The organism is Desulfitobacterium chlororespirans DSM 11544 (assembly GCF_900143285.1).
GTDB lineage: Bacteria > Bacillota > Desulfitobacteriia > Desulfitobacteriales > Desulfitobacteriaceae > Desulfitobacterium > Desulfitobacterium chlororespirans.
In genome coordinates, this window is the sequence record NZ_FRDN01000004.1 from 503,853 (window position 1) to 526,030 (window position 22,178).

Consider the following 22,178-nt stretch of genomic DNA (forward strand, 5'->3'; position numbering starts at 1 on the left):
TTAATGCTTCACCAGTTCATGAATCTGATACTCCAAGGTCGTCTGGACTGATTCTGAGTTCCCGACCACTGTGGCCTCTGAGATATATCCCTTATTATATAGCAAGGAATAGCTGACAGCAGCAGGAAGGCTGCTCTGGGGAACACTCATGACGCAGCCCCCTACTTTGGCGGCTAAAGCGGCAGCCAATAAAGCGTCTCCCTTGGGGTTGCCCTGAACCGCATCCTGAGGAGAGACCGAACTCGAAGCAATATAGAGAGGAGTCTCTTGGGTGAGGAGATTCTGGAAGATGATCTGCTGGGTTCCATAGCGATCTGCTCCTCCCCAGCGCTTCACAGCGTATTGGCCGCTAAGCTGGGTTTCCACAGCGGAGCTGATGATGCCGGTCCCTCCGAGCAGCACAACTTCCCCAGGCGAGATTTGCTTTAACCGGCTTTGGGTCTCTTCCGGCAGACTGTGGGTATCCGTCAGCAAGATGGCAGCACCCTGGGCTGCTGCAAAGGCGCTTACGGCTATAGCGTCAGGCTCTCCGTATCCGTAAGCAAGATAGACTCTCTCTGAAGGACCGACCAACTCCGCGATTTGCGCAGCTGTATCATAACGGTTGGCACCTGCCAAGCGATAGGTGGTTATCCCGAAGGTTTGCAGTTCGTTTTCAATTTCTGGGGAGATGGCACCCGTTCCCCCGATCATATAGACTGTTTCCGCCCCCAGATTGAGAATTTCATGAAGAACTTCATTGCTCAGGCGCTGGGAAGGAGTCATCAGGATAGGAGCATCATATTTTTTCGATAAGGGCACGGCGACCATAGCATCTGCCACCACATCGTCCCGGGTCAGAATGACGGTGGAGGCCTTTGTCCATCCGCTTTGAGCCACTGCCACCGAGAGCTGCATATTATCAGCGGCCTGAGCGCCGATGCGGCTGCCCGGGGTGTAGGCCGGCACAACTTCCACAGTCCCCACCACATGCCCGCCATAGATAATGCTGACAGTGCCCGGCTTTTTGGGGGTGATGGTAAAAGTAAAGGTGCCGTCAAATAACGTAGTGTAGCTCGACGAGCCGGCACCGACTTCTGTCCCGTCCACAGTAATGGATTGGCGGGCAAGGACTCTGCCATCAGGGTCGGCAATCTTTACGCTTACCTTGCTTTCCGAATGAACCACCGGCTTGCCCGTTAGGGTGATGACCGGTTCAACTACTTTAACCGTCCCGCCGGCATAATTATCATATTGATCCCACAGAAATATGGAGTAGCTGCCCAGCTTATCAAAATTAAAATTGGCTATGGAATAATTCCCCTGACCCCCGCTTATAGAGACATAGGTCACCTCATCATCAGGATCGGTAATATAGCCGGATACCGAGCCGCTATAGGGATCGCCGTTCAAATCATACAACCGGAAATGGATGGTATCCGCAGAACCGATCACTGTTTGCGCATCCCCTGCATCCACGACTAAATAGGCCAGCACCCCTTTGTTCCAATCCACATCATCATCATCAGCTGCCCGGACAGTTCCGGGAATTAGGGTTACCAGCAGGACAAACAGGCATACTGCAAGAGCCAGGCTCTTTTTCTTTTTGGCCGCCACTCTGGTTCTCCTCCTCTCTTTCTTAGCAAATGTCCAGACCTCTCTCTTTTCCGGCTGCTAGTTTTGCTCATCTTCATTTGCTCATAGCTTCATTTTGCTCATACCTTTATTCCGTTCCTAACACTTGCTACTCATACCGCAAGGCCTCAATCGGATTCATGGCGGCGGCCTTTTTGGCCGGGACGACACCGAACACAATTCCGATCAGGGCGGAAAAACCAAAGGCTATGCCCACTGAGGACGGGGATACGCTGGCTGTGACACCGAAAAGCTCACTGGCGATCAAGGAACCTCCCCACCCTAAAAGGATACCGATCATTCCGCCAATCAGACTGAGCACCACCGACTCGATGAGGAACTGGAAGAGTATATCCCCTTCCCCGGCTCCGATGGCTTTGCGTATGCCTATCTCCCGGGTTCGCTCCGTGACGGATACCAGCATAATATTCATTACACCGATTCCCCCCACCAGCAGGGATATTCCCGCGATCCCCCCTAAGAGCAGGGTCATGGTTTGGGATATTTCTTCCATGGACTCCAGAACTTCGGCCTGGTTGGTAATGGTAAAATCATTTTCCTGGCCGCTTTGAATCTTATGAGCCAGCTGCAGGGCATAGGTAACCTGGTCCTGAGCCTCAGTCATCAGCTGAGCCGACTCGGCTTCAATATAGATCTGGCGCACGCTTTTGCTCCCCACCAGGCGGGACTGTACGGAGGAAATGGGGGCATAGATCATATCGTCATTGTTGGTCATCCCGGATGAGCCCTGGCTCACCGTAACGCCAACCACTTGATAGGGAATATTGTTCAGTTTGATGTTTTTGCCGATAATATCCGCGTTGGCATCCCCGAAAAGATTTTCAACCACGGTAGGGCCAACCACCGCCACACGGGCGGATTTCGTGATATCTTCTTCGGTTATAAACCTTCCCTGGGTTATTTTGATGCTGCGGACATCGGCATATTCCGCAGTTGTCCCCATGACACTGGTGGAGGTATTGCCCGTGCCATAAACCACCTGAGCATTGGTATTCACCACCGGAGCCACCGCCTTGACCGCGGAGCCGGCAGCTCTCACCTTCGCCACATCCTCCATGGTCAAGGTGTTGGCACTCCCCGCCCCGCCCCGCACCCCGCCAAAGCTGGACTGCCCTGCAGAGACAATAAGCAGATTGGAACCCAGCCCCTGTATATTGGCGGTTACAGATTGGGTTGCCCCATTGGCTATGGCCACCATGATAATCACGGCAAACACGCCGATGATAATTCCCAGCATGGTTAAGGCCGAGCGGAGCTTGTTGGCATAAAGAGCCCGTAAAGATACTTTCATCAATTCCAGGAAGTTCACACCGCTCCTCCTTTCTCCCGGTCAAGGAGAGCATTAGCCACGCGGGAGTTTTCGACGGCTTCGTCTTTCTCGATCTCCCCATCGCGGAAGCGGATAATGCGCTGGGTATACTCCGCTATATCCGGCTCATGGGTAACCAGCACAATGGTATTCCCCTCCCGGTGCAGGCGCTGAAAGATGGCCATCACTTCCCCACTGGCCTTGCTGTCCAGGTTTCCGGTGGGTTCGTCGGCTAAAATAATGGCCGGCCGGCACACCAAAGACCGGGCAATCGCTACCCGCTGCTGCTGGCCTCCCGACAGCTCTTTGGGCCGGTGGTATACCCTGTCTCCCAAACCCACCGACTCTAATGCTTCCACCGCCCTTTGATGACGCTCTTTAGCATTGATCCCGGCATACAGCATGGGCAGCTCCACATTCTCCAAAGCCGTGGTGCGCGGTAAAAGATTAAATCCCTGAAAGACAAAACCGATCTTGCGGTTGCGTATTTTGGCTAATTCTTTAGCCGTGGCCTTGGCCACATCCACACCATCGAGAAGATATTCTCCTTCTGTAGGAATATCCAGACAGCCCAGGACATTCATCGTTGTGGATTTCCCTGAACCGGAGGGCCCCATGATGGATACAAACTCTCCGGCCTTGATGTGAAAGTCCACTCCCCGCAATGCGTGGACCTGAATATCCCCGGTTGTATAGATTTTCTTAATTCCTTTAAGCTGGATCACCCTTGGTCCCCCCTATCTCATGGGCCGTGCGCTTCCGCCAAATCCGCCTCCGCCGCCCATACCGGGCATCACTCCGGCGGGGGAGTTCATATTCCTGTTGGAATTGGCATTCGTGTTGGAACCGGATGAGTTTGTTCGTGTCCCTGCCACAATCCTTTGCCCTTCTGTTAAACCGCTTTTAATCTCTACATTAGTCCCATCATCCAGACCCGTCTCAACGGGAACAAACTGTGCTGCCCCCATACCTCCCTGCTCCCGGTTATTTGACATAGTCCCCTGGGGTGCGGACCTCTCCGAATTCCTGGGTTCAGCGGCCCCTGCCTGAGCTTGTTCCCCTTGGGCTTGTTCCTTTTGAGCTTCTGCTTGTTCCCCCTGAACTTGTTCCCTTTGGGAAGGCCCTCCCTGCATCTGCCCCTCTGAGGATGGACTGCCTGAAGATGGCGGATTGGAGAGCAGGAGAACCCCTTTCTGATCTCCCTGGGTTTGTACAGCTGAACTCGGTACGATGAGAACATCTTTGGCTTCGGCTATGATAATCCCCACATTAGCGTTCATTCCCGGCCGTATGGCGTCTGTTACTTCATCCATTTGCATTGTCACCTGGAAAGTGGTTACATTTTGAGTCGTTGTTCCTTTTAGGGCCACCTGGGTCACCGTTGCGCTCATATAATCCTCCGGCGCAGAATCCAGGGAGATATTGGCCCTCTGACCTGTTTTAATCTTTGTCACTTCATCCTGAGAGACATAGGATTCTACGATCAACAGCTCTCCTCCGGTGGCTAAATTGAGCACGGTGGTCGTATTGCTTAAGGTCTGCCCTTCTTTTACCGGAATATCGATAATCACCCCATCTGAAGGAGCAACCAAGGTTGCTTTGGCCAAATTGTCCTGTGCTTTCACCACAGCGGTTTCTGCCTGGGCCAGGGAAGTCCTTTCCTGAAGACGAGCTAATTTCACTTCGGCGATTTCCAGATCGGCTTTTGCTGAGTCCACAGCCTGTTCCGCACCACCGTTATATGTATTTTGAACATTGATCAGTTCAGACTGGGCCTGAGTGAGGGCGGTTTTGGCCTGTAAGATACTCGATTCATCTCCGCTTAGTTGACTGGCCGCCAGATTATTGCCGGCAATCAGAAGACTTTGTTCCGCAATGGCCAGCTGATTCTGCAAATAAGCCGGATCAGCGTTTTGCTCCGCTGTCCGGAGCGCTTGCCTGGCTTTAACCAGCGTGCCTTCTGCTTCCACTTTCTGTTGCTGCCAGTTCAGCTCAGCTTCTTTCAGACTGGCCATACTCTCGGTCACCTCCTGCTGCAAGGTTTCCGTATCCATCTGGGCCAGAGCCTGACCTGCTGTTACCTCATCGCCGACTTTTACATAGATTTCCCGCACCTTGCCGTTTTGTTCGAAGGCCAGGGGAACCTCTTCAGGATACATCACAGTTCCTGTAGCTGTAATCTCCTGGATAATATCACCCTTCTTAACTGTGGTTGTCAGCAAGGACGTTTGTTGGGGTTTCTCCTGAAAATGCTGGTAAGCCCAGAAACCTCCTCCGCCCAATACAACAACGCCAAGGACCAGAGTAATCACCAACTTTTTTTTCATACCCTCTCTCCTCTATTCCTTGTTTCTGCCCAGACTAACTGTTTCCTTAATAGTTTCCAGATTGCTCCTCCATAATTATAACGGTCCATGCTTAAAGACTACTTAGTGTTAGCTGAAAATTAACTGAATGTACTCAAGCGGACGGAATTTCCCTCTGCATAAAAATGACACCAACCCTTTAATGAATTGGTGTCAGAGATTTAAATATTTCTACTGTCTTTCCGTTATTATATGTCGATCTCCTGCATTTTTGCCGTGATTTTCCTTATTTTGTTCCCGGCATCCCTACCGGCTGATTGGGGAAACCGTATTTCGCTGACTATTTTGCCATCACTCATAAACAGAATGCGCTCTGCCGCCGCCGCTACCCTGGCATCATGAGTCACCAGCATAACCGCAGTCCCCTCCCGATTGATTTCGGAAAACAGGCTCATCACTTCCTGGGCAGATGTTGAGTTAAGGGCGCCGGTGGGTTCATCCCCGAAAATAATTTCCGGACCGCTCAGCAAAGCACGGCAGATTCCCGCACGCTGCAGCTGCCCGCCCGAAACCTGGGTGATATCCCGCTTTTCCAGCTCCGCAATCCCGGCTCTTTTCATAATCTTTCTGGCTTTTTCCGTTATCTGCAGGGTGTTTTTTCTGTTGCCGCGCCAAGCGGGAAGAAGGATGTTATCCAGGATATTCAGATTTTTCAACAGGGTGGGCTGCTGAAAAACAAATCCTATTTTGGTTCTGCGCAGGTCGGCAAGTTCATGTTCACTGAGTAGCGAAATATCCCGGCCCTCAAACATAACTTTCCCGCTGTCAATTCCGTCCAGACCGCTGAGTGCGAACAGAAGCGTTGACTTTCCCGATCCGGAAGGCCCCATAACCGCAATGAATTCGCCTTCGTTTATTTGGAGGGAGACTTTATCCAGAGCCTTGACTCTCTCGCCGCCCTTGCCAAAATACTTGACAATGGTTTCACCGGTGACAATCTGTTTCATAGACTACTCCTTTATATGGGAGGATAGCTTAATTTGCCCCCCGTTGGCTATGCCGCTCATGGTTCCGAGCAGTACGGAACCGGCCATCATCAAGGGACACATCAGATAGGCCCAGAGAGGATTAATTGTAAACTGAAAAGAGGACGCTCCGAACCAGGAGATCACTCCGCCTGCCAGTGCCTCGCCAAGAGTGTTGGCCAGCAGCGTTCCCAAAACAATTCCCGCAATCAAAACAACGGCTGAACGTGAAACATACTGTGCCGCAATATCCCGGCTTGTAAAACCTAAGGCTTTCAGTACGGCAATCGAATAGCGATCTTTGGCGGCAAGCATTTTCATAAACAGCAGGGTAACCAGCAGCGTCAGCATAAGCCCCACCCCCGTTCCGGCCCGGGAGGCCTTACCCACGGAGCTGATGGTGGCGCCGAAAGTTTGCCGAATATATTCATTAATATCCGAAACCTTGGCATATCCATAGCGTCTTTCATAGTCTGAAACTTTGCCGCCTACCAGGGAGCGATTGCCAAGCTCCGCATAGATTACGCTCCACATGATGTCCGCCTCAGGAGCGGCAAAAGCAGCTTTTGCCGTTTTCCCTCCGTTGGTGATGTCGGAATAAATTCCGCATACCGTAAGCTTCGTTTCCTTTCCTCCCCTCACCAGGGTAATCCCATCTCCGGTTTTTTTGCCCAAGTCGCCGGCGTTGATAACCGAAAGCGCGATTTCATTTTCCGCAGCAGGTGCTCTGCCCTGAGAATATGCTACCGGGAACACCCCATGATCGCCCAGCTCAATTTTCAGGCGTTTCTCTATACCGTCCGGACCCTTGACTTTGAATAGTTTGGTCGTCAGCACAGCGTAGCGGGATATGTCCCTGTCCCCTGCCATATGTTTGACAATTTCCGCCGCCTTTGCGGAAATATGATCGGTCTGCTGGACGTCGATGCGCAGATCGCATTTCCCTATCCCCATATAAGTGATGAAGTCTTCTGAGGAAATGGTATGGTACAGATTCTGCGGAACAATGATGATAAAGGACGCGATCACAAACACCGCCAGCATGGTGGCATACAATCTTGTCCTGGTGAGAACGTCCTGGATGCCAAGAAAGACATTCGTACTCAGCACCCTGTTTCTGCTCAGGCGAAACTTCCTGACGCCCGGGGCTTTTTCCTGTGACATCCCGAAGCGGATCGCCTCCGCCGCCGATATATTCCGAAAGCCCTTCAGCACCTTGTTTACATAAGCAAGGATCGTCAGGAATACCAGCAGTACGCCGCTTATTCCAAACATCAAGGCTAAAGAAGCGTGCTCGCTTTCCCCCATATACAGCCGTATGTTTTCCAGCAGCCTGTCCCGGCACAAAAAGGAACACATCAAGCCGAGAACACAGCCTGCCGCCGCAATCACCCCATATTGGGCAAGGTATATTTTCCTGATCTCGGCAAGACGCAGGCCGATGGCTTTCATGACGCCTATTTCACGATAATCGTCCTCGATTTTTGCCAGCAGGGTAAAACGTATACAGAGGAGTGCGACGGCAACTACAAGCAGGCTTACCAGGAGAATAACCCCAATCATCAGCCCGTCGGAAAGGGCATTCATGGTTTTGAAAAGCGGATAGGTAACCGTCGGCCCGTTGGTTTCTAGTCCTGCGGAAAGATAAGAGGCTTCAAAGGAGCCCAGGGAGGACAGCTCCTTTAATCTGAACTCAATCAAATATTCTGTACTGCCAAACTCTTTGAGGGAACTATAGTCCTTTTCGCTCACCAGAAACCTCTTTGACGAAGCCAGGGGCGAATTCATCTGGGAATCCCGGAGAAACCCTGCGACGGTAAATGCTTTTCCCCAGATCACAACCCGGTCACCGGCCTTCGCTGTGCCATCCTTCATATAGCTGATCGGAGCATAAATCTCCCCATCGGACACCTGGATCCTCTTTCCGTTCAGGTCAAGGAGATAGTCAAATTTTTCACTCTGGGTAGAGAGCCCGTTATCCTGAATCTTATCTGCCAGGGAGTGACCGCCAATGACGAGCTGTGCTCCGTCCACATTGAGAAATTCAAGCACCTGAAAATCCTCCACCTGGTTGTTGCCCTCCGCGAAATCCGCAAGCCGGGTCCTATCGATGGCTCCCCCATGCATCTGCATAAAATGGGGGGTTTTGGCCTGGCTCATTAAGGTATCCAGCGCGCCGGGTAAATTCACGATCAGCACTGCCGCCAGGGAAACAAGCAGGGCCGCGGCGGCGACAAAGATCATGGTGATCAGGGTAACCGTCTTGCTTTTGAAGATACCATTGCCTAGGATTCTGAAATACATAATTCACCTCCCTTGTCCAGGCTTTTCACTGATTTCAGCTGGTACAAAATGACTGCAGTCACACATAGCAGCACTCCCGCGCAGATAATGAGCAGCCCTGTTCCTCTGCCGCTTCCCGTACCGAGAACCCTGCCCACGCTGCCGGCGAGCAGCCCGCCCTCCAGCAGCAGGGGAGTAAATACATAATCGGCCAGAACACCGGAGATCCCATAAGCGATAATATAGCCAAACTGGGAGATAACGCCGATCAGTCTCCAAGCTCTGCCCTGCAGCTCATTGTTGATGTTCGTGCGGATCAGAAAGTCCAGACTTGTATTGGCCAAAGGAAGCATGGCAAAGAAGAAAAATCCCGAAACGGCAATCAAGATGATATTCTCGCCCAGGCCGAAAGCCGCCATAAAAACTCCGGCACCAAACAAGGAACAGGAGAGTATTTTCACATACCCTTTTTTAATCGGCAGGATGCCGATGAGCACACTCGTTACCAGCATCCCCGAAGCGGCGATTGTTTCCACCGTTCCTAATACGGAACTGTCCGCAAAAGCAAGGATCACCGGTGTGAAAAGCGTCTGAACAAAGCCGAGGAAAAAGGTTATGAGGGTCCCCATCAGGATGAGAACAAGCACACCCCTGTTTCCGGACACAGCACCCCAGCCCTCTCGGAATTCGCGGACAAAGGAATGAACCTGTTCCTGTTTTTTGGCGGCCAGACCGCTGCGCACCATAAGAATGGTGGTAACCGTCACCAAAAATGTGCAGATGTCGATGACCAGCAATAGCTTGATATCGGAAACGATGAGCAGAAAGCCCGCAATGATCGGTGAAATCAGATATTTTGCCGAACCCGCCACCTGAACAAGGCCGCTTGCTTTGACATACTGTTCCTCGGTCAGCAAATCCGTAACCGTGGCTTTGTAGGCAGGTTCCAGCAGCGCTGAGAACACTGAGCTGATGGTAACTCCCAGACAAATCTGCCATAGCCGTACTTCCCCTTGCAGCATACAAACGAGAATGAAGATAGGACCCAGCGCGGAAAGGCTGTCGCCCAGGGCCATCAGGAGTCTGCGATCATAACGGTCCGCAAGCACCCCCGCCGGAGCACTGAGAAGAAGGGACGGCATAAAGGCCAGCAAGGTCACCAGGGCCAGGGCCGAGGCCTTTCCCGTCTGCTCAAAAACATAGACGCCAAGCCCGAATGCAGTCAGCCCGCCTCCCACAGCCGAAATAAATTCTCCGGACCAGAGAAGCATAAACTTCCCAAAAGATTTTTCCGAATTATTCATGGCCGCCTCTGCTTCCACTACCAAACATTTGCCTGGCGAACAGAAGACTTCCGCTTTCCACACCGAGCAGTCTTTCTAAGTTGAAGATAAACGCCCGTATGCGTGAAGCCCGTTCCTCCTCGGTCATCTCAACCCCATCGCCATCAAAAACGGTATTGACATAGGCAATGGCCATTTCCATGCATTCATAGGGATAGGGTGTATTAAACTGCCCCTTTTCAATCCCTTCGCCGATAATTTCAGCGAGGATCGGTGTAACGCCCCCAAAAATCGCTTTTTGTATTTTTTGGTGCATCAGGGCGTTTTGCGGCTTATGGAGATGTTCGATAATTTCTGGTCCGCTTGCACTTCTTAAGTTCAAGGCCATAACGACACGGACAATGCGCTCATGAATCGCCAGAGTTTTATCCGCGGCAATTTGCCGGGCCGCCTCCATAAGACGGACATTATGCCGCTCAATCAGAGTGTCCATAATATCCTCCTTTGACTTAAAGTGATAATACAGCGTTCCCCGGGCAATCCCCACCTTTTCGAGAATCTCGTTGGTGCTGGTGCCGTCAAAGCCTTTCTGAGCGAAAAGTTCATCCGCAGCGTCGAGAATCTCGTTTCTGCGTTCTTCAGCTTCTTTGACTATCCTCATGTTATACCTCCTGCAACAGACCGACTGTCTGTCTATTACAGGGTAATCGACTATCTTTGAATTGTCAAGAAGAATTCCCGTCGAATCAAGCTGTTGGGTTCGGCTTTAGGGTTGCCGCGGCATTGCCAAAATCATCTCTCCTGCCTTATCATGATACTAAAGAATTATCGATGAACATGGGGAGGACAGCATGATTTATTTAGATCAGTTTACCTTTCCCGACGGAGACATGGAATCCGGCTTCTTCCAGGACAAGGTCAAACGAACCTGCTATGACTCCTATTATCCCTTTCAGGTCCTGCCGGGACGGGGGCTGGAAAGGCTTGATTTTGATCCCATCACCATTTTATATGGAGGAAACGGCTCGGGAAAATCGACCCTATTAAATATTATCGCCGAAAAAACGGAAGTCCCCCGGGATGCCATCTATAACAAATCCAGTTTCTTCCCCGACTATGTCGCCATATGTGAGATGGAGCTTAAAGCCGCCCTTCCTGAACACAGCCGGATTATTACCAGCGATGATGTCTTTGACTATATGCTCAACATACGCAGCTTAAATGAAGGAATTGACCGGAAGCGGGAAGAGCTTTTTGACGACTATCTGGAAGCGAAATATTCCCGGTTCCAATTGAAATCCCTGGCCGACTACGAGGAGCTGAAAAGGGTCAACCATGCCCGGTTTAACTCTCAGTCCCGTTTCGTCAGAAAAGAAAACAGCCTTTCCCCAAAGCGTCAGCTGGAATTGATGAAGTTTATCGAGGACTCGGCGCGGTTTTGGCAATGCCAGTTCATTATCGCCACCCATTCCCCTTTTCTCCTGGCTCTGAGGGGAGCTAAAGTCTATGATCTTGATGAAAATCCCGTAGCGGTGAAACGATGGACGGAGCTGGAAAATGTCCGCATCTACTATGATTTTTTCAAAAAACGGGAAAGCGAGTTTTGATTGACCTTTAGTAAAGTCATGATAGTGGTTAGGCCACTATCATGACTTTTTATCATATACGGCGAAAAGACTTTCTTGCCGGCTCCTTACTGCCTTATCCTGCAAATATTTTGTTATAGATACATTGGATCTTTTTAGAAGAATAATCTTGAATCATACACATAAATATTAGGGACAACCTTTGCCCAAGGAGGAATGAAGTGAAGAAAAATCTTTATAAATACATCGTTTTGGGGGTCATTTGTATAGCGTTTTCCTTTATATCTTCAAGCCATATCTGCCTGGCCGCCGCCGAGATATCATCATCCTCTTCAGAGAAACAAGAAAAAATGATCCGAGCAAGAATTATCAGCATTGATCTGCAAAAGCATCAAAACTCCGCTCAGTCTGTGGAGTTAATTACCTTAGAGGGGGCGCATAAGCAGCAAAGATTTGTTACGAGTTTTTATGCTACCGGTATTTTTTACGGAATTACTCTTAGAGAAAACGACGAGGTGTTCGTTACCCTTTTTCTTAACGGGGATGGGGCTGTGGAGAAAGTCAGTATTACAGAGATTGCCCGCGATAAGTATATGACCTACCTCTTATTGGGTTTTATTGGGCTTCTCGTATTAATCGGAGGAGCCAAAGGCATCCGGGCTATTCTTTCCCTGCTTGCAACCTACTTTGCGATTATTTACGTTCTTTTTCCGCTTATTTTACAAGGCTATGATCCAACCTATATTACGATCGGTTTATGCTCGGTTATCGCAATTTTTACGTTGCTCTTAGTCGGAGGTCATAATAAGAAAACTTTTGCCGCTATTATCGGAACCCTCTGCGGTCTCTGCGCTGCAGCCTATCTTACGATCACAATCGGCGATTTAGCGCATTTTACCGGAGCCATTGATGAAGACTCCTATCTGTTGGAATATCTTTCCCAAGATTCTATATTCAGTTATCAAGGTTTATTTTTTGCCGGAATCATTATCGGTTCTCTCGGCGCAGTCATGGATGTCAGCATGTCCATTGCTTCAGCCGTAAATGAATTGAAAGAAAAGACCTATTCGTTAAGTTCTTGCCAATTAATCAAAGCAGGTATGAATGTTGGAAAAGACACCATTGGTACCATGGCCAATACCTTGATCTTGGCTTATACAGGTGGTTCCATCTATATGCTGCTCCTCTTATCTGCCGAGAATATATCGTTGCATCAGCTTATCAACCGGGAAATCATTGCTTCGGAAATCTTAAGGTCTATGGCCGGAAGCATCGGCCTTACGATTACGGTTCCAATAACTGCGATTGTTGCCGGCCTCCTTTTTCAACGGCAACATCCCTGACCAGACTTTCCTATGAAGGATGGCAGCTATGAGGAACACAATTCTATCTTGACGTGACTATCTTGTCGATAACCCTGTCGGCAGACTGGGGCACGGTTTTGCTAATGCAGAAAGATCATCGTTCTGTTCTTGCCATGGCTTTTGGCACTGTACATGGCCTCGTCCGCTTGGGTGATCAGCTCTTTGACCGGAGCCCGGCCTTCCGCCAGGCCGATGCTGAGGGATATGGTCAAATCCCCGTAGTGCTCCGGCAAGATCAAACCATTCACCTTGTTCCTGATTTCCTCCGCCGTCAGGTAAGCTTCATTCTTCCCGGGATTTGCAAAGATCACCACGAACTCATCCCCGCCGAACCGGATGACTTGTGCTTCGCTCCCTATGCTGCACCTGATGCATTCCGCCACGGATTTCAGGATACTGTCCCCGGCCAGGTGTCCGTAAAGATCATTGATAGATTTAAAATTGTCAATATCGATAAACAGCAAAGCCGTATTGCCCAAATCCGGATTTTCTGCCTCATCATAGTCCAGCATATACTGCTTATTGAAAAAGCCGGTCTGCGGATCGATTGAAGACCGTTTCATCAGCAGCTCTTTTTCCTGCTTCTGCTTCAGCTTGGCAGAGGTTATATCGTTGACTACCAGGAGCTTGGTTGAATCCCGATCATCCGGGTCTATGGGATGCTGGGTCATTGTGAGATATTTTTCTCCGCTTTCCAACACAATGGTTATCTCCTGCTGTTTATAATTCGTGTCAAAATCGTAGGTTTTGATCAGCTGCGTTATCTTATCCCCCGGCTCGATAGCCTTATTCTCCAGAATTTCTTTGGCCAGGTTGTTGATGCTGACGATGGTTAAATGCCGGTTGACGATGAGGATGCCTTCGCCGGAATTTAAAAACAACCTTCTGTACACATAGTCGGACTGTATATTCAGGAATTTGAACTTGATGATGGAGCGGAAAATATAAACAATAAAAATAAGAATAGCAAAATACATGAGAGAAAGATTGCTCTCCAGCCCAAAGTAAGCAGGCAGGATGTATTCGGAAACTATGCTGATCAGACAGGCCAGTCCGGTCCCGCTCAAGACAAATCTCAATTGGGTTCTTAATTTGGCGTCCCGCGTCATTTTATAGTGCCGCACAATAAGAATCAGGGCGAACACAGCCGGCAGACTGAACAAGGCGGACATGACCGGCGCGACGACCGGGTCGGTCAGCCGCCAGAAAGTCGGATCCGCATAATCGATGGGAAACAGGTACCTGGCCAGAATGGTGAGGGTGTTGATGGTCACCGACATATAAAATACCCCGTCCAGCTTCCTGCCGATAAACCGGTAGATAAACAGCAAGAAAGCAACCGCCATGTTGAGCATGCTGTAAAAATAGATCGTTTTCAGCACAAGCCCCAGGGTGGAAATATCGTCGCCGGCGATGCTTATGCTCAGAACCATCCAGAGGATAACCACGGTTAAGAAGCCCAAAAAGGACTCATTGACTTTATCCTTGCTTTTATTCAGATACACAAAAGTCCAAATAAATATCATAATCCCATAAACGATGGAAAAGGTAATATACTGCACGTTGCGCCCCACTTCTTTCCGCCAGGTGTCCGGGGTATTAGCCTAAACGGCCCTACACCTAATTATATGGATTTTGGCGGGCAAATCCAGAGGAAAAAAAGTACGGCGGCGGGGTCCCCTTTGCGGCAGAAGGTGGGGTGTTTGCGGTACCGGTGTATATGAAGCTGGACTAAAGGCTGTTCTCTGTGGTTTCCACCGTTAAAATCCGACAGTTTGCAAAATTACGAAGCCTGCTTCCTGATTTTTAAAAAGGGCGGATTTTCAACATGGCTTCCGACAGATCCTTCACAATGTCCTGCCAGTGGCTGACCGGCTCCTGCCGGAGCTCCTCCCGCACCCTCTCTTCCAGCCCGGTCAGCCGCTCCTCCCAATCGGTTTTGACCTGCCGGACCGCTTCCGCCACCCGGCCCGCATGGTTATGCTGTTCCAGGATCTCCTTTGCGATGGCCCGGCTGATTCCGGCCTCCAGGCTTTGTTCCAGATTCTCCCGCAGGACGGATTCGGGTGGTATCACCTTTCCTTTGTCGTAACGCTGCAGCTTCTCCTCCAGCCAAGCCAGAAACTGGGGGGTGCTCATAGCATTCAGTTCCACCCTGTTCCTCTGCAGCCAGCCCTCCCACTGAGGCTCAATATAGCTGGCCACCCCTCTTCTGCGTCCTGATCTTTCCACCTTTTCCACTTCCAGTTCCATAGCCACAGCTTCTTCGGGCTCCAGCCCCAAATTAATGATCTTTACCTTTCTGCCGGGCCGGGCTCCCGTTTCGTTTTGCAGAGTTTCATAGATGGTGGTGCCATAGGCGTCCGCGTCATGAATGCAGAAAAAGATGATCTCCTCCTCGGCATGTTCCCCCAGGGCATCCAGCAGGTCCCGGACCGCCCGGCTGGCATACCCTTTGCTGGTGAGCAGGGCCATGTCGTATTTTTCCGGTATTTTTCTTTCCTTGAGCACATTGAAGAAACCCTCTTTTTCGATATAGAGAACTTTGTTGAACGTCCAAAGGGGCTTGCGGTAATTCTCCACCGCAATAGTGCCGATGGAGATATCCTCGCCGCGATGGGGATGATAGAGGGTTCCCCGCTCATCCCGGTACATGAGGGGGATGTCGCCGTGCCGTGCCTCATAGCCCCCCACCAGGTCCCGGCAGAAATAGTTGTAATCCGGCTCTCTGCCGGTCTCCCGGATTACATAGGGCCTTACGGCATAATAAAGCTGACGCAGGCTGAAGCGGTACTCGCCGTTGCCGCTGGCTTTGGCAATGGCCTGCTCCAGGCAATCCGCCACGATCTCCTTATGGGATCTCTTTTTGCCTGCGGGCAGCCCCGTCAGGGTTTTCCCGGCCCGGCGGACGGCCCGGGCGGCTGTCTCCTCGATGACATCCTCCACGACGGAAAGATCCGGCTCCTTCCCATCCGTCACCAGCGGCATATAGGGGGTCATGATATTGAGCAGAAGCCGGACGGGCTTGCTCCGAAAAGAGAGGTACAGCCCGCAGCCCAACAGTCCCAGTTCATGCTTCTCCCGGTCGTAGAGACTGACTCCGCCCGTGATGGGGGATTTGTTGAGCAAAACCGTTATGTCGGGGCTGGAAGAGGCTTCGGCGTAGACTTCGACCGCAAAGGGGATTTCCGCTCTATGTTCCCCCTTGGCACTCTCCACATAAAAGACGCCCTCCCCTTTGCTGTAACTGCTCCATTCCTCCCGCTCCCCGATCCGCCCCAATCTCGCCGGCCTGACATTTTTGACCGCCGTTCTCATTTCCCCCAGCAACCCTTCCGTCTCGGCAAAGGTCAGGTCCCCGGCGGGAGTTTTGGGATAGAGGGCGGCGATTTTCCCCCCTTTGCCCCCGGTGCAGCCGTCAATTGCTGGATAAGCTCCCGGACGGTGCCGCCGAAGGCCTGGAACAGCTCGAAGAAATTCTCGCTGGTATACCACCAGGGGGAGGTCCTTCCCCGGTAGCTCTCCCCGCCGGCATAGCGGACCGCCGTCTGCGCCCAGCTTGAGTTGATAGGCAGTCTGCCCAGTTGGAAGCTGATCTTGGTGCCCATTTCCTGAGCATCGCCCAGGTTCTCGGGCCGGGCCGTCCCATCGGGCTGAAAATGAATCCGGTAACGCCTGCCCCTTGTGGAAACATACAACTCCCCCCCTGAAGCGGCCACCGCGCCGGCCACCACCCGCAGACCGTTCCCCAGCGCTCCCCGGGTGGGCAGCCTCAGGTATTTGGAGGATCTTAAGGGCCTGTTGATGGAAAAAAGTGCGGGGTCCAGCCCAGGCCCCTGATCCCTGACATAAAAAAAACCGTCTTCAAAACCGATCTCACACTGGCCGCACACATCCAGGGCATTATCCGCCAGTTCCTTGCAGACCAGCATGGACAATTTGCTTTTGGGCACTCCCGCCTTTTGGGTCAGTGTCTCCATATTCCGGAACAGTTTCCAGTCTTCACGCTCGAAAAGCATATCCTGCACTCATCTCCCTGCATAAATAAGGATGTCGGCAATTTATGGAATATGATATGCTTCTACCCCCGCAAAGGGGAACCCCTGCAGCACGAAAAGACGCCCGCCTTTCCTGTACAGGAAAAGCCGGGCGTCCTGAGTACAACGGTTCCATCAACAAGATGAGGCGATTAATATAAATGAAACTACCACATATAATGCGGTAGTTTAAAAAGCAGCCTAAAATCTTTTGGGTTCAACGGACAATTCCTTCCCATGAAAAGTGGCGGGCTATATGTCGCACAGCTCCTTTAAAAACGGCGGCACATGGGTGTTGAAGATATGCACCACGGTCTCAACCGGCACAATCATGCCGTCTCTCCCCCACTTTGTGGTGAGGGAGGCCAGCGCCCGGATGGTATAGTCAAGTTCAAGCAGCTCCGTTTCCGTCCAGTGGTGATGTTTGCGGAACGCAACATTGCGCTTCACCGCAGAATATCCTCCCCTGTAGCCGTATTCCAGGATCGAATTGTTGTCGTTTTCCCAGTAGATTTTGCTGAAAAGAATCTTATGCTGCAGAATGTTCTCAAACATAATACGATGGCCCTCGTCCCAGGTAAGGCCGTCACCGATCTTATAAAGGGAATGCTCCATCATGTCGTCCCATATCCACTGCGGAACAGAATAGATATCACAGAAATAAGAATAAAAGGTTGACCTCGGTATGCCGCTCAAGCGGCAAACATCCATCACCTTAATCTCCGAAAGGCTACTTGTCTGAAGTAATCTTTCCAGAGTTTTTTCCAGAGTACTGCAGAGCTTCATCTGTCCTTCCCGCTGCCTTACCCCACTAAGATTCACCTCCAGTTGTGGATGCTTCTATACCTACAGAGGCATCCGGACATTTGATTTTATGTACATTTTATCACAAATTTTTGAAAATGTGAATCCATTTAGAGCATCCCAGCAAACCTGGCTTGGCCTTCCCTGGACAGTTTTCAGTATCTGTCCAGAGCCAATGACTTTATAGACAAAACAGCGGAACTGTACGATGAAATTTCCGGCAATGATTTGTAAAATGAAATCGCGCAATTATATTATCAATCGTTGGGAGGAGAAAAACAATGAGCACCACTATCTCACGCAGGGACTTTTTTAAGACTGCCGCTTTAGGAGCAGCCGGCATCGGCCTCATGGGACTGACAGGCTGTGACACATCCGTCAATGAGACTCCCGGGGCGGACCTCACATCACCGGAAGGCTCCGCCGCGCTTCCCGGCTCTTTCACCCTTGAAGAGTTTAAGGATTCACTGGTACAGCTTGACTCCATTACCAGTTTTGTTGGCGAGGTTACAGTAGACATCGTCGTTGTCGGCGCCGGTGCAGCCGGTGTACCGGCGGCAGTCACCGCCGCTGAGGGAGGCAATTCCGTCGCCGTGCTGCAGAAGCAGAGTACGGTCGTCTCTCAAGGCAACTGCGGTTCCGGTCTTATTATCGACAAAAGTGACACCGAGGGGCTCCTGCGTTATGTCCAGCAGACCAACAGTCTGAACAGCTGGCGCTCCGACCCTGAGCTTCTTAAGGCCTACGTTATGCATTCCGGCGAGGCCGTGCAATGGGTATACGACCGCGCCCGCCTGACCGGCACTTCTGCCGGCAAGCCCAATGACAAAGGACTCTTCGCTTACCTGGACACCAGCCAGGATTTCACCGGCGAATGGACCGACCATCGTTACAGCAAGTTCGACTACGGTACGGCTAAAGCCCATATGTATGCCCCCTGGATGGGACCGAAACCCAATAATATCGGCACGTACCTGAGCTACGTGCTTGACGAGGCCGCCCAGCAATATTCCGACCGCATGAAGATTTATTACAGCACTCCGGGGGTTCAGCTTATTGTGGATGCCGGCCGGGTGAAGGGTGTCGTTGGCAAGCTTGCCGACGGGACTTATGTAAAGTTTAATGCTAACAAAGCCGTTATCCTCGCCACCGGTGACTATCAAAACAACCCTGCCATGGTGAAGCACTGGTGCCCGGATGTGGAGAACTTCGACAAGAAACAGTTCCAGAAGACGGGGGACGGCCACCTCATGGCAGTCACCGCCGGAGCTGTCATGGAAAAACTCGGGCATACCAAAATGCTCCACGACTTTGACGCCGGCCTCATGTATGAGGAGCCCTTCCTTTCCGTCAACATGAAAGGCCAACGCTTCTGCAATGAGTTCATCGGTTTTGTCTATATGAACGACATGATGCTCCATCAGGATATGTACAAGGGGGGCAAGAACTACGACGATCCGGAGAAGGGTTCTCTCGGGTGGTATTGCCAAATCTACGACAGCGACTACATGAGCCATGAAGCTTTCGAATCCTTAGTCCCCCCTGCCGTCATGGAAAAATACATGCCGGAAATTACCGATGAACACTATGCCGCCTCCCATAATGGCACAGCCCGCACAGGCGTCTTCCCCCACCTGATCGACACCTGGCGTGCCGACAGCCTCGACGAGCTGGCCGACAAGCTCGGCATTGAGGATAAGCAAGCGTTCCTGGCCACTATCGAGCGCTACAACACGTTGTGCTCAAAGGGTGCGGATGAAGACTTCGGCAAAGATAAAAAGTGGATGAATGCTATTAAAAAACCTCCTTTTTATGGAATCCGGCGCCATCTGCGCGTCTCGGCCCTCTGCTCCGGTGTCTATATAAACGCCAACGGACAAACTCTCGATGAAAACAAAATGCCTGTCGAAGGCCTTTATTGTGCCGGCAACCTGGGCGGACAGTTCTACGGCGCGGCGGATTATCCCTTCCATGCTACAGGTCTCTCCATCGGGCGCTGCTTCACCTTTGGCCGTCTGGCCGCTAAGCACGCCGCCTCCCTTTCCGGCGGCAGTGGCAAGATCGCCGAGTCCGGCACCACCACCGTTGCCGCAAGCTCTGTCGGTTCTTCCGGCAATTGGAAGGACGGCACCTATCAGGGCAAGGGCTCCGGGGTCTTCGGAGACGATATTAAGGTGAGCGTCACCATCGCCAGCGGCAAGATCACCGCCATCACCGTAGACGAGCAGAAAGAAACCGAAACCATCGGCGGCGTGGCATTGCCCACGTATATCGAAGCGGTGATCGCCAACCAGTCCACCGGGATTGACGCGGTCTCCGGCGCTACTATGACACTAAAAGGCTTCACTGACGCAGTAAACGATGCCCTGGCCAAAGCATCCGCCTAATGACGTAAAGGCAAACCATTTCTTAGGATACAAAGACTGCCGCCTAAGCCTTAATAGGGCCTTGGCGGCAGTCTTTAATTCCTAATATTTGACTATACTCCCGCCTCTGGGGCAGCGTCTCCTGCAGTGCGAAAAGACGCCTGCCTTTCCTTGGCTTATCCACATTGATTTGTCAACTTATCTGATAAATTTCTGCTCCACCACATCATAGAGTCCCCGGGTGGTGATGCGGATCTCCGGGATCACCGGAAGGGCAATAAAGGACAGGGCGATAAAAGGATGGGTATGGGCCGGCACCCCCATCTCATGGGCATAACCGATCATTTGATTCAGAGTATTCTCTACAGCCTGATATCCGACATCGCTGATTAAACCCATAATAGGCAGGGGCAGGGTGGCCAGCACTCTTTGCCCGCGGATCATGGTATAGCCCCCCTGGACTCTCTGCAATTCCTGCAGGGCGAGCAGGATACTTTCGTCGTTGTCACCGATGGCCACCACATTGTGAGAATCGTGGGAAACGCTGGTGGCGATTGCTCCCTGCTGCAGATTAAAGCCAAGCACGGGAGCCACGGCGAAATGTCCCGTCCCTTTGTGGCGTTCCACCACAACCACCTTGTTGTATTGGGCATTGGGAACAAAGCAGCCGTCCTGGGCGGGCAGAACATTCCGCACATGCTTCGTAGTGATTTGACCTTCGATCATTTGAATCAGGGAAGATGGGGAGTCAGAGACAGCTAATTTCAGATCATCGGCACTGAGGGCGGGAAGGTGGACGGTCCGGCGCAGCTGCTCCGGACAGGGCTTAATTTCAATTTTCTTTTCCCGCTCCACTTTTTTCCCTTTGTGGTAGACCGAATGAACCACTACCTCTTCCAGGCTGTCCAGGATGACGAAATCCGCCTGATATCCCGGGGCAACTGCCCCCAGTTCCGTCAGGTTGTAGCATCTGGCTGTATTGATGGTGGCCATTTTAATGGCTTTAAGGGGCGGAAGGCCCAAGGCAATGCTCTTTTTAATGTTATAGCTGATATGGCCTTCCTTTTGGATATCGTTGATATGTTTGTCATCGGTACAGAAGGAAAAGTTCCCTGTATCCAGGTTATTTTCCTGAATCCCCCGGACAATGGCCTCCAGGTTTCTGGCACCGGAACCCTCGCGAATCAGGACCTGCATGCCGTTGCGTATTTCCTCCAGGGCATAGGCATAGTCGATGCATTCGTGGTCCGTTTTGATGCCGGCCAGGGCATAGGCCGCCAGTTGTTTGTCTTCCAGATAGGGAGCATGTCCGTCTTTGATGCGCTCCCGGAAAAGGCGGAGTTTCTTCACCATCTCCTCTTCCCCTTCGATCACAGACACATAATCCATCACCTCACCCAGACCCAGAACACGGGGGTTGGCCAGATAGGGCTCCATCTTTTCCGCTGAGAAAACACCGCCGTTTTCTTCAAAAGGCACCGCCGGAACACAGGAGGGCAGCATCAGAAAGACATTGGCCGCCAAACCTTCGGTCTGATCCAGCATATAATCCAGGCCCTCTTCACCGGCCACATTAACTACCTCATGGGGATCAATGATAAATGTGGTGGTTCCCCATTGGAGGGCGGAGTGAATGAGCTCCGGCGGCGCAACCAGGGTGCTCTCCAAATGGAGGTGGGCGTCGATGAAGCCCGGGCAGAGATACTTCCCGCTCAGATCCACTTCTTCCCGGCCCTGGTACTGCCCCACACCCACAATCACCCCGTCTTCAACGGCAACATCCCTGACCAGAATTTCCTCTGAGAACACATTGATGACCTGGGCGTTCTTCAGCACAAGCTGTGCCTTCTCCCGCCCCAGGGACTTTGGCTCCAGCTTTTTTAAATTCCTATCGTTCATAGACCATACCTCCTCATGCATTTCCCCTGATCGCTTATTTTCGATCCGATTCATTCCACCAAAGGCTTAAAGGATAATAAAAAAAGATTATAAAACATTTCAAACAGAATATAGCCGGCCCTTAAACATCGCCGGTTGCTTTCCATTCAAAATTTTCATAATCAACTATTTACGGTAGTTGGTAGAGACGTTCAACCCATTATGAACTTATATAAAAATTTTATTATTCAGTTCAGTTCGATTTTTTCCCGGACCTTTCTCTGGTTATGATCACGCTTGCC

The 22,178-nt window shown here is 51.3% G+C and carries 14 protein-coding genes, 1 pseudogene and 1 riboswitch; of the genes and pseudogenes, 3 read left to right on the forward strand and 12 right to left on the reverse strand.

From position 1 onward, the window contains the following. The 8 genes from BUA14_RS05225 to BUA14_RS05260 all read right to left on the reverse strand — a co-directional run bounded on the left by BUA14_RS05225 (position 1) and on the right by BUA14_RS05260 (position 10,502). Positions 1 to 1,596 (reverse strand): cell wall-binding repeat-containing protein, encoded by a 1,596-nt coding sequence (locus BUA14_RS05225; RefSeq protein ID WP_072771598.1) that lies wholly within the window; start codon positions 1,594 to 1,596, stop codon positions 1 to 3. A 127-nt stretch (positions 1,597 to 1,723) separates the two neighbouring features. Beyond that, positions 1,724 to 2,944 (reverse strand): ABC transporter permease, encoded by a 1,221-nt coding sequence (locus tag BUA14_RS05230; RefSeq protein WP_072771599.1) that lies wholly within the window; start codon positions 2,942 to 2,944, stop codon positions 1,724 to 1,726. Beyond that, a complete protein-coding gene (locus BUA14_RS05235; RefSeq protein ID WP_072771600.1) occupies positions 2,941 to 3,669 on the reverse strand; it encodes an ABC transporter ATP-binding protein in 729 nt (242 codons plus the stop codon). Before BUA14_RS05235 ends, BUA14_RS05230 begins: the two co-directional genes overlap by 4 nt. Positions 3,670 to 3,681: 12 nt before the next feature. Continuing rightward, positions 3,682 to 5,271, reverse strand: coding sequence for an RND family efflux transporter (locus tag BUA14_RS05240; RefSeq protein WP_072771601.1), 1,590 nt, complete (start codon positions 5,269 to 5,271; stop codon positions 3,682 to 3,684). A 227-nt stretch (positions 5,272 to 5,498) separates the two neighbouring features. Beyond that, positions 5,499 to 6,257 carry an ABC transporter ATP-binding protein gene (locus BUA14_RS05245; RefSeq protein WP_072771602.1) on the reverse strand — a complete coding sequence of 253 codons (759 nt, stop codon included), beginning with the start codon at positions 6,255 to 6,257 and terminating at the stop codon, positions 5,499 to 5,501. Positions 6,258 to 6,260: 3 nt separating this feature from the next. Then, positions 6,261 to 8,579: an FtsX-like permease family protein gene (locus BUA14_RS05250; protein ID WP_072771603.1), complete on the reverse strand. Its 2,319-nt coding sequence runs from the start codon at positions 8,577 to 8,579 to the stop codon at positions 6,261 to 6,263. Then, positions 8,561 to 9,862, reverse strand: a complete 1,302-nt coding sequence (locus tag BUA14_RS05255) for an MFS transporter (RefSeq protein ID WP_072771604.1) — start codon at positions 9,860 to 9,862, stop codon at positions 8,561 to 8,563. The genes BUA14_RS05250 and BUA14_RS05255 overlap by 19 nt, the downstream gene beginning before the upstream one ends. Further along, positions 9,855 to 10,502, reverse strand: coding sequence for a TetR/AcrR family transcriptional regulator (locus tag BUA14_RS05260; protein WP_072771605.1), 648 nt, complete (start codon positions 10,500 to 10,502; stop codon positions 9,855 to 9,857). The genes BUA14_RS05255 and BUA14_RS05260 overlap by 8 nt, the downstream gene beginning before the upstream one ends. A gap of 190 nt (positions 10,503 to 10,692) precedes the next feature. Between BUA14_RS05260 and BUA14_RS05265 the strand changes: the two genes are divergently transcribed. Both BUA14_RS05265 and BUA14_RS05270 read left to right on the forward strand, forming a co-directional pair. Further along, positions 10,693 to 11,448 carry an ATP-binding cassette domain-containing protein gene (locus BUA14_RS05265; protein ID WP_072771606.1) on the forward strand — a complete coding sequence of 252 codons (756 nt, stop codon included), beginning with the start codon at positions 10,693 to 10,695 and terminating at the stop codon, positions 11,446 to 11,448. Positions 11,449 to 11,648: 200 nt separating this feature from the next. Beyond that, entirely contained in the window at positions 11,649 to 12,770 is a 1,122-nt protein-coding gene (locus tag BUA14_RS05270) for a YibE/F family protein (protein WP_072771607.1), read from the forward strand. A 101-nt stretch (positions 12,771 to 12,871) separates the two neighbouring features. Here BUA14_RS05270 and BUA14_RS05275 read toward each other — a convergent pair whose 3' ends face one another. From BUA14_RS05275 to BUA14_RS05285, 3 genes and pseudogenes are all read right to left on the reverse strand, one after another. Further along, complete coding sequence (locus tag BUA14_RS05275) at positions 12,872 to 14,353, reverse strand: sensor domain-containing diguanylate cyclase (protein WP_242954560.1); 1,482 nt, start codon at positions 14,351 to 14,353, stop codon at positions 12,872 to 12,874. Positions 14,354 to 14,597: 244 nt separating this feature from the next. Further along, positions 14,598 to 16,810 (reverse strand): annotated as a pseudogene (locus tag BUA14_RS05280) (hypothetical protein). Between the two features lie 270 nt (positions 16,811 to 17,080). Continuing rightward, positions 17,081 to 17,614, reverse strand: a complete 534-nt coding sequence (locus BUA14_RS05285; RefSeq protein WP_072771609.1) for a hypothetical protein — start codon at positions 17,612 to 17,614, stop codon at positions 17,081 to 17,083. 299 nt (positions 17,615 to 17,913) lie between these two features. On the opposite strand from BUA14_RS05285, the gene BUA14_RS05290 reads away from it, so the two are divergent. Continuing rightward, positions 17,914 to 20,019: an FAD-binding protein gene (locus tag BUA14_RS05290; protein ID WP_072771610.1), complete on the forward strand. Its 2,106-nt coding sequence runs from the start codon at positions 17,914 to 17,916 to the stop codon at positions 20,017 to 20,019. 177 nt (positions 20,020 to 20,196) lie between these two features. Here BUA14_RS05290 and ade read toward each other — a convergent pair whose 3' ends face one another. Beyond that, entirely contained in the window at positions 20,197 to 21,897 is a 1,701-nt protein-coding gene (gene ade / locus BUA14_RS05295; RefSeq protein WP_072771611.1) for an adenine deaminase, read from the reverse strand. A 138-nt stretch (positions 21,898 to 22,035) separates the two neighbouring features. Beyond that, positions 22,036 to 22,132: riboswitch (purine riboswitch) on the reverse strand. Positions 22,133 to 22,178 lie beyond the last annotated feature (46 nt).

Excerpts from the sequence above, each read along its gene's own strand:
- ade (WP_072771611.1), bottom strand. The coding sequence starts at position 21,897 with ATGAACGATAGGAATTTAAAAAAGCTGGAGCCAAAGTCCCTGGGGCGG.
- BUA14_RS05260 (WP_072771605.1), bottom strand. The coding sequence starts at position 10,502 with ATGAGGATAGTCAAAGAAGCTGAAGAACGCAGAAACGAGATTCTCGAC.
- BUA14_RS05265 (WP_072771606.1), top strand. The coding sequence starts at position 10,693 with ATGATTTATTTAGATCAGTTTACCTTTCCCGACGGAGACATGGAATCC.
- BUA14_RS05245 (WP_072771602.1), bottom strand. The coding sequence starts at position 6,257 with ATGAAACAGATTGTCACCGGTGAAACCATTGTCAAGTATTTTGGCAAG.
- BUA14_RS05290 (WP_072771610.1), top strand. The coding sequence starts at position 17,914 with ATGAGCACCACTATCTCACGCAGGGACTTTTTTAAGACTGCCGCTTTA.
- BUA14_RS05255 (WP_072771604.1), bottom strand. The coding sequence starts at position 9,862 with ATGAATAATTCGGAAAAATCTTTTGGGAAGTTTATGCTTCTCTGGTCC.
- BUA14_RS05250 (WP_072771603.1), bottom strand. The coding sequence starts at position 8,579 with ATGTATTTCAGAATCCTAGGCAATGGTATCTTCAAAAGCAAGACGGTT.
- BUA14_RS05285 (WP_072771609.1), bottom strand. The coding sequence starts at position 17,614 with ATGAAGCTCTGCAGTACTCTGGAAAAAACTCTGGAAAGATTACTTCAG.
- BUA14_RS05240 (WP_072771601.1), bottom strand. The coding sequence starts at position 5,271 with ATGAAAAAAAAGTTGGTGATTACTCTGGTCCTTGGCGTTGTTGTATTG.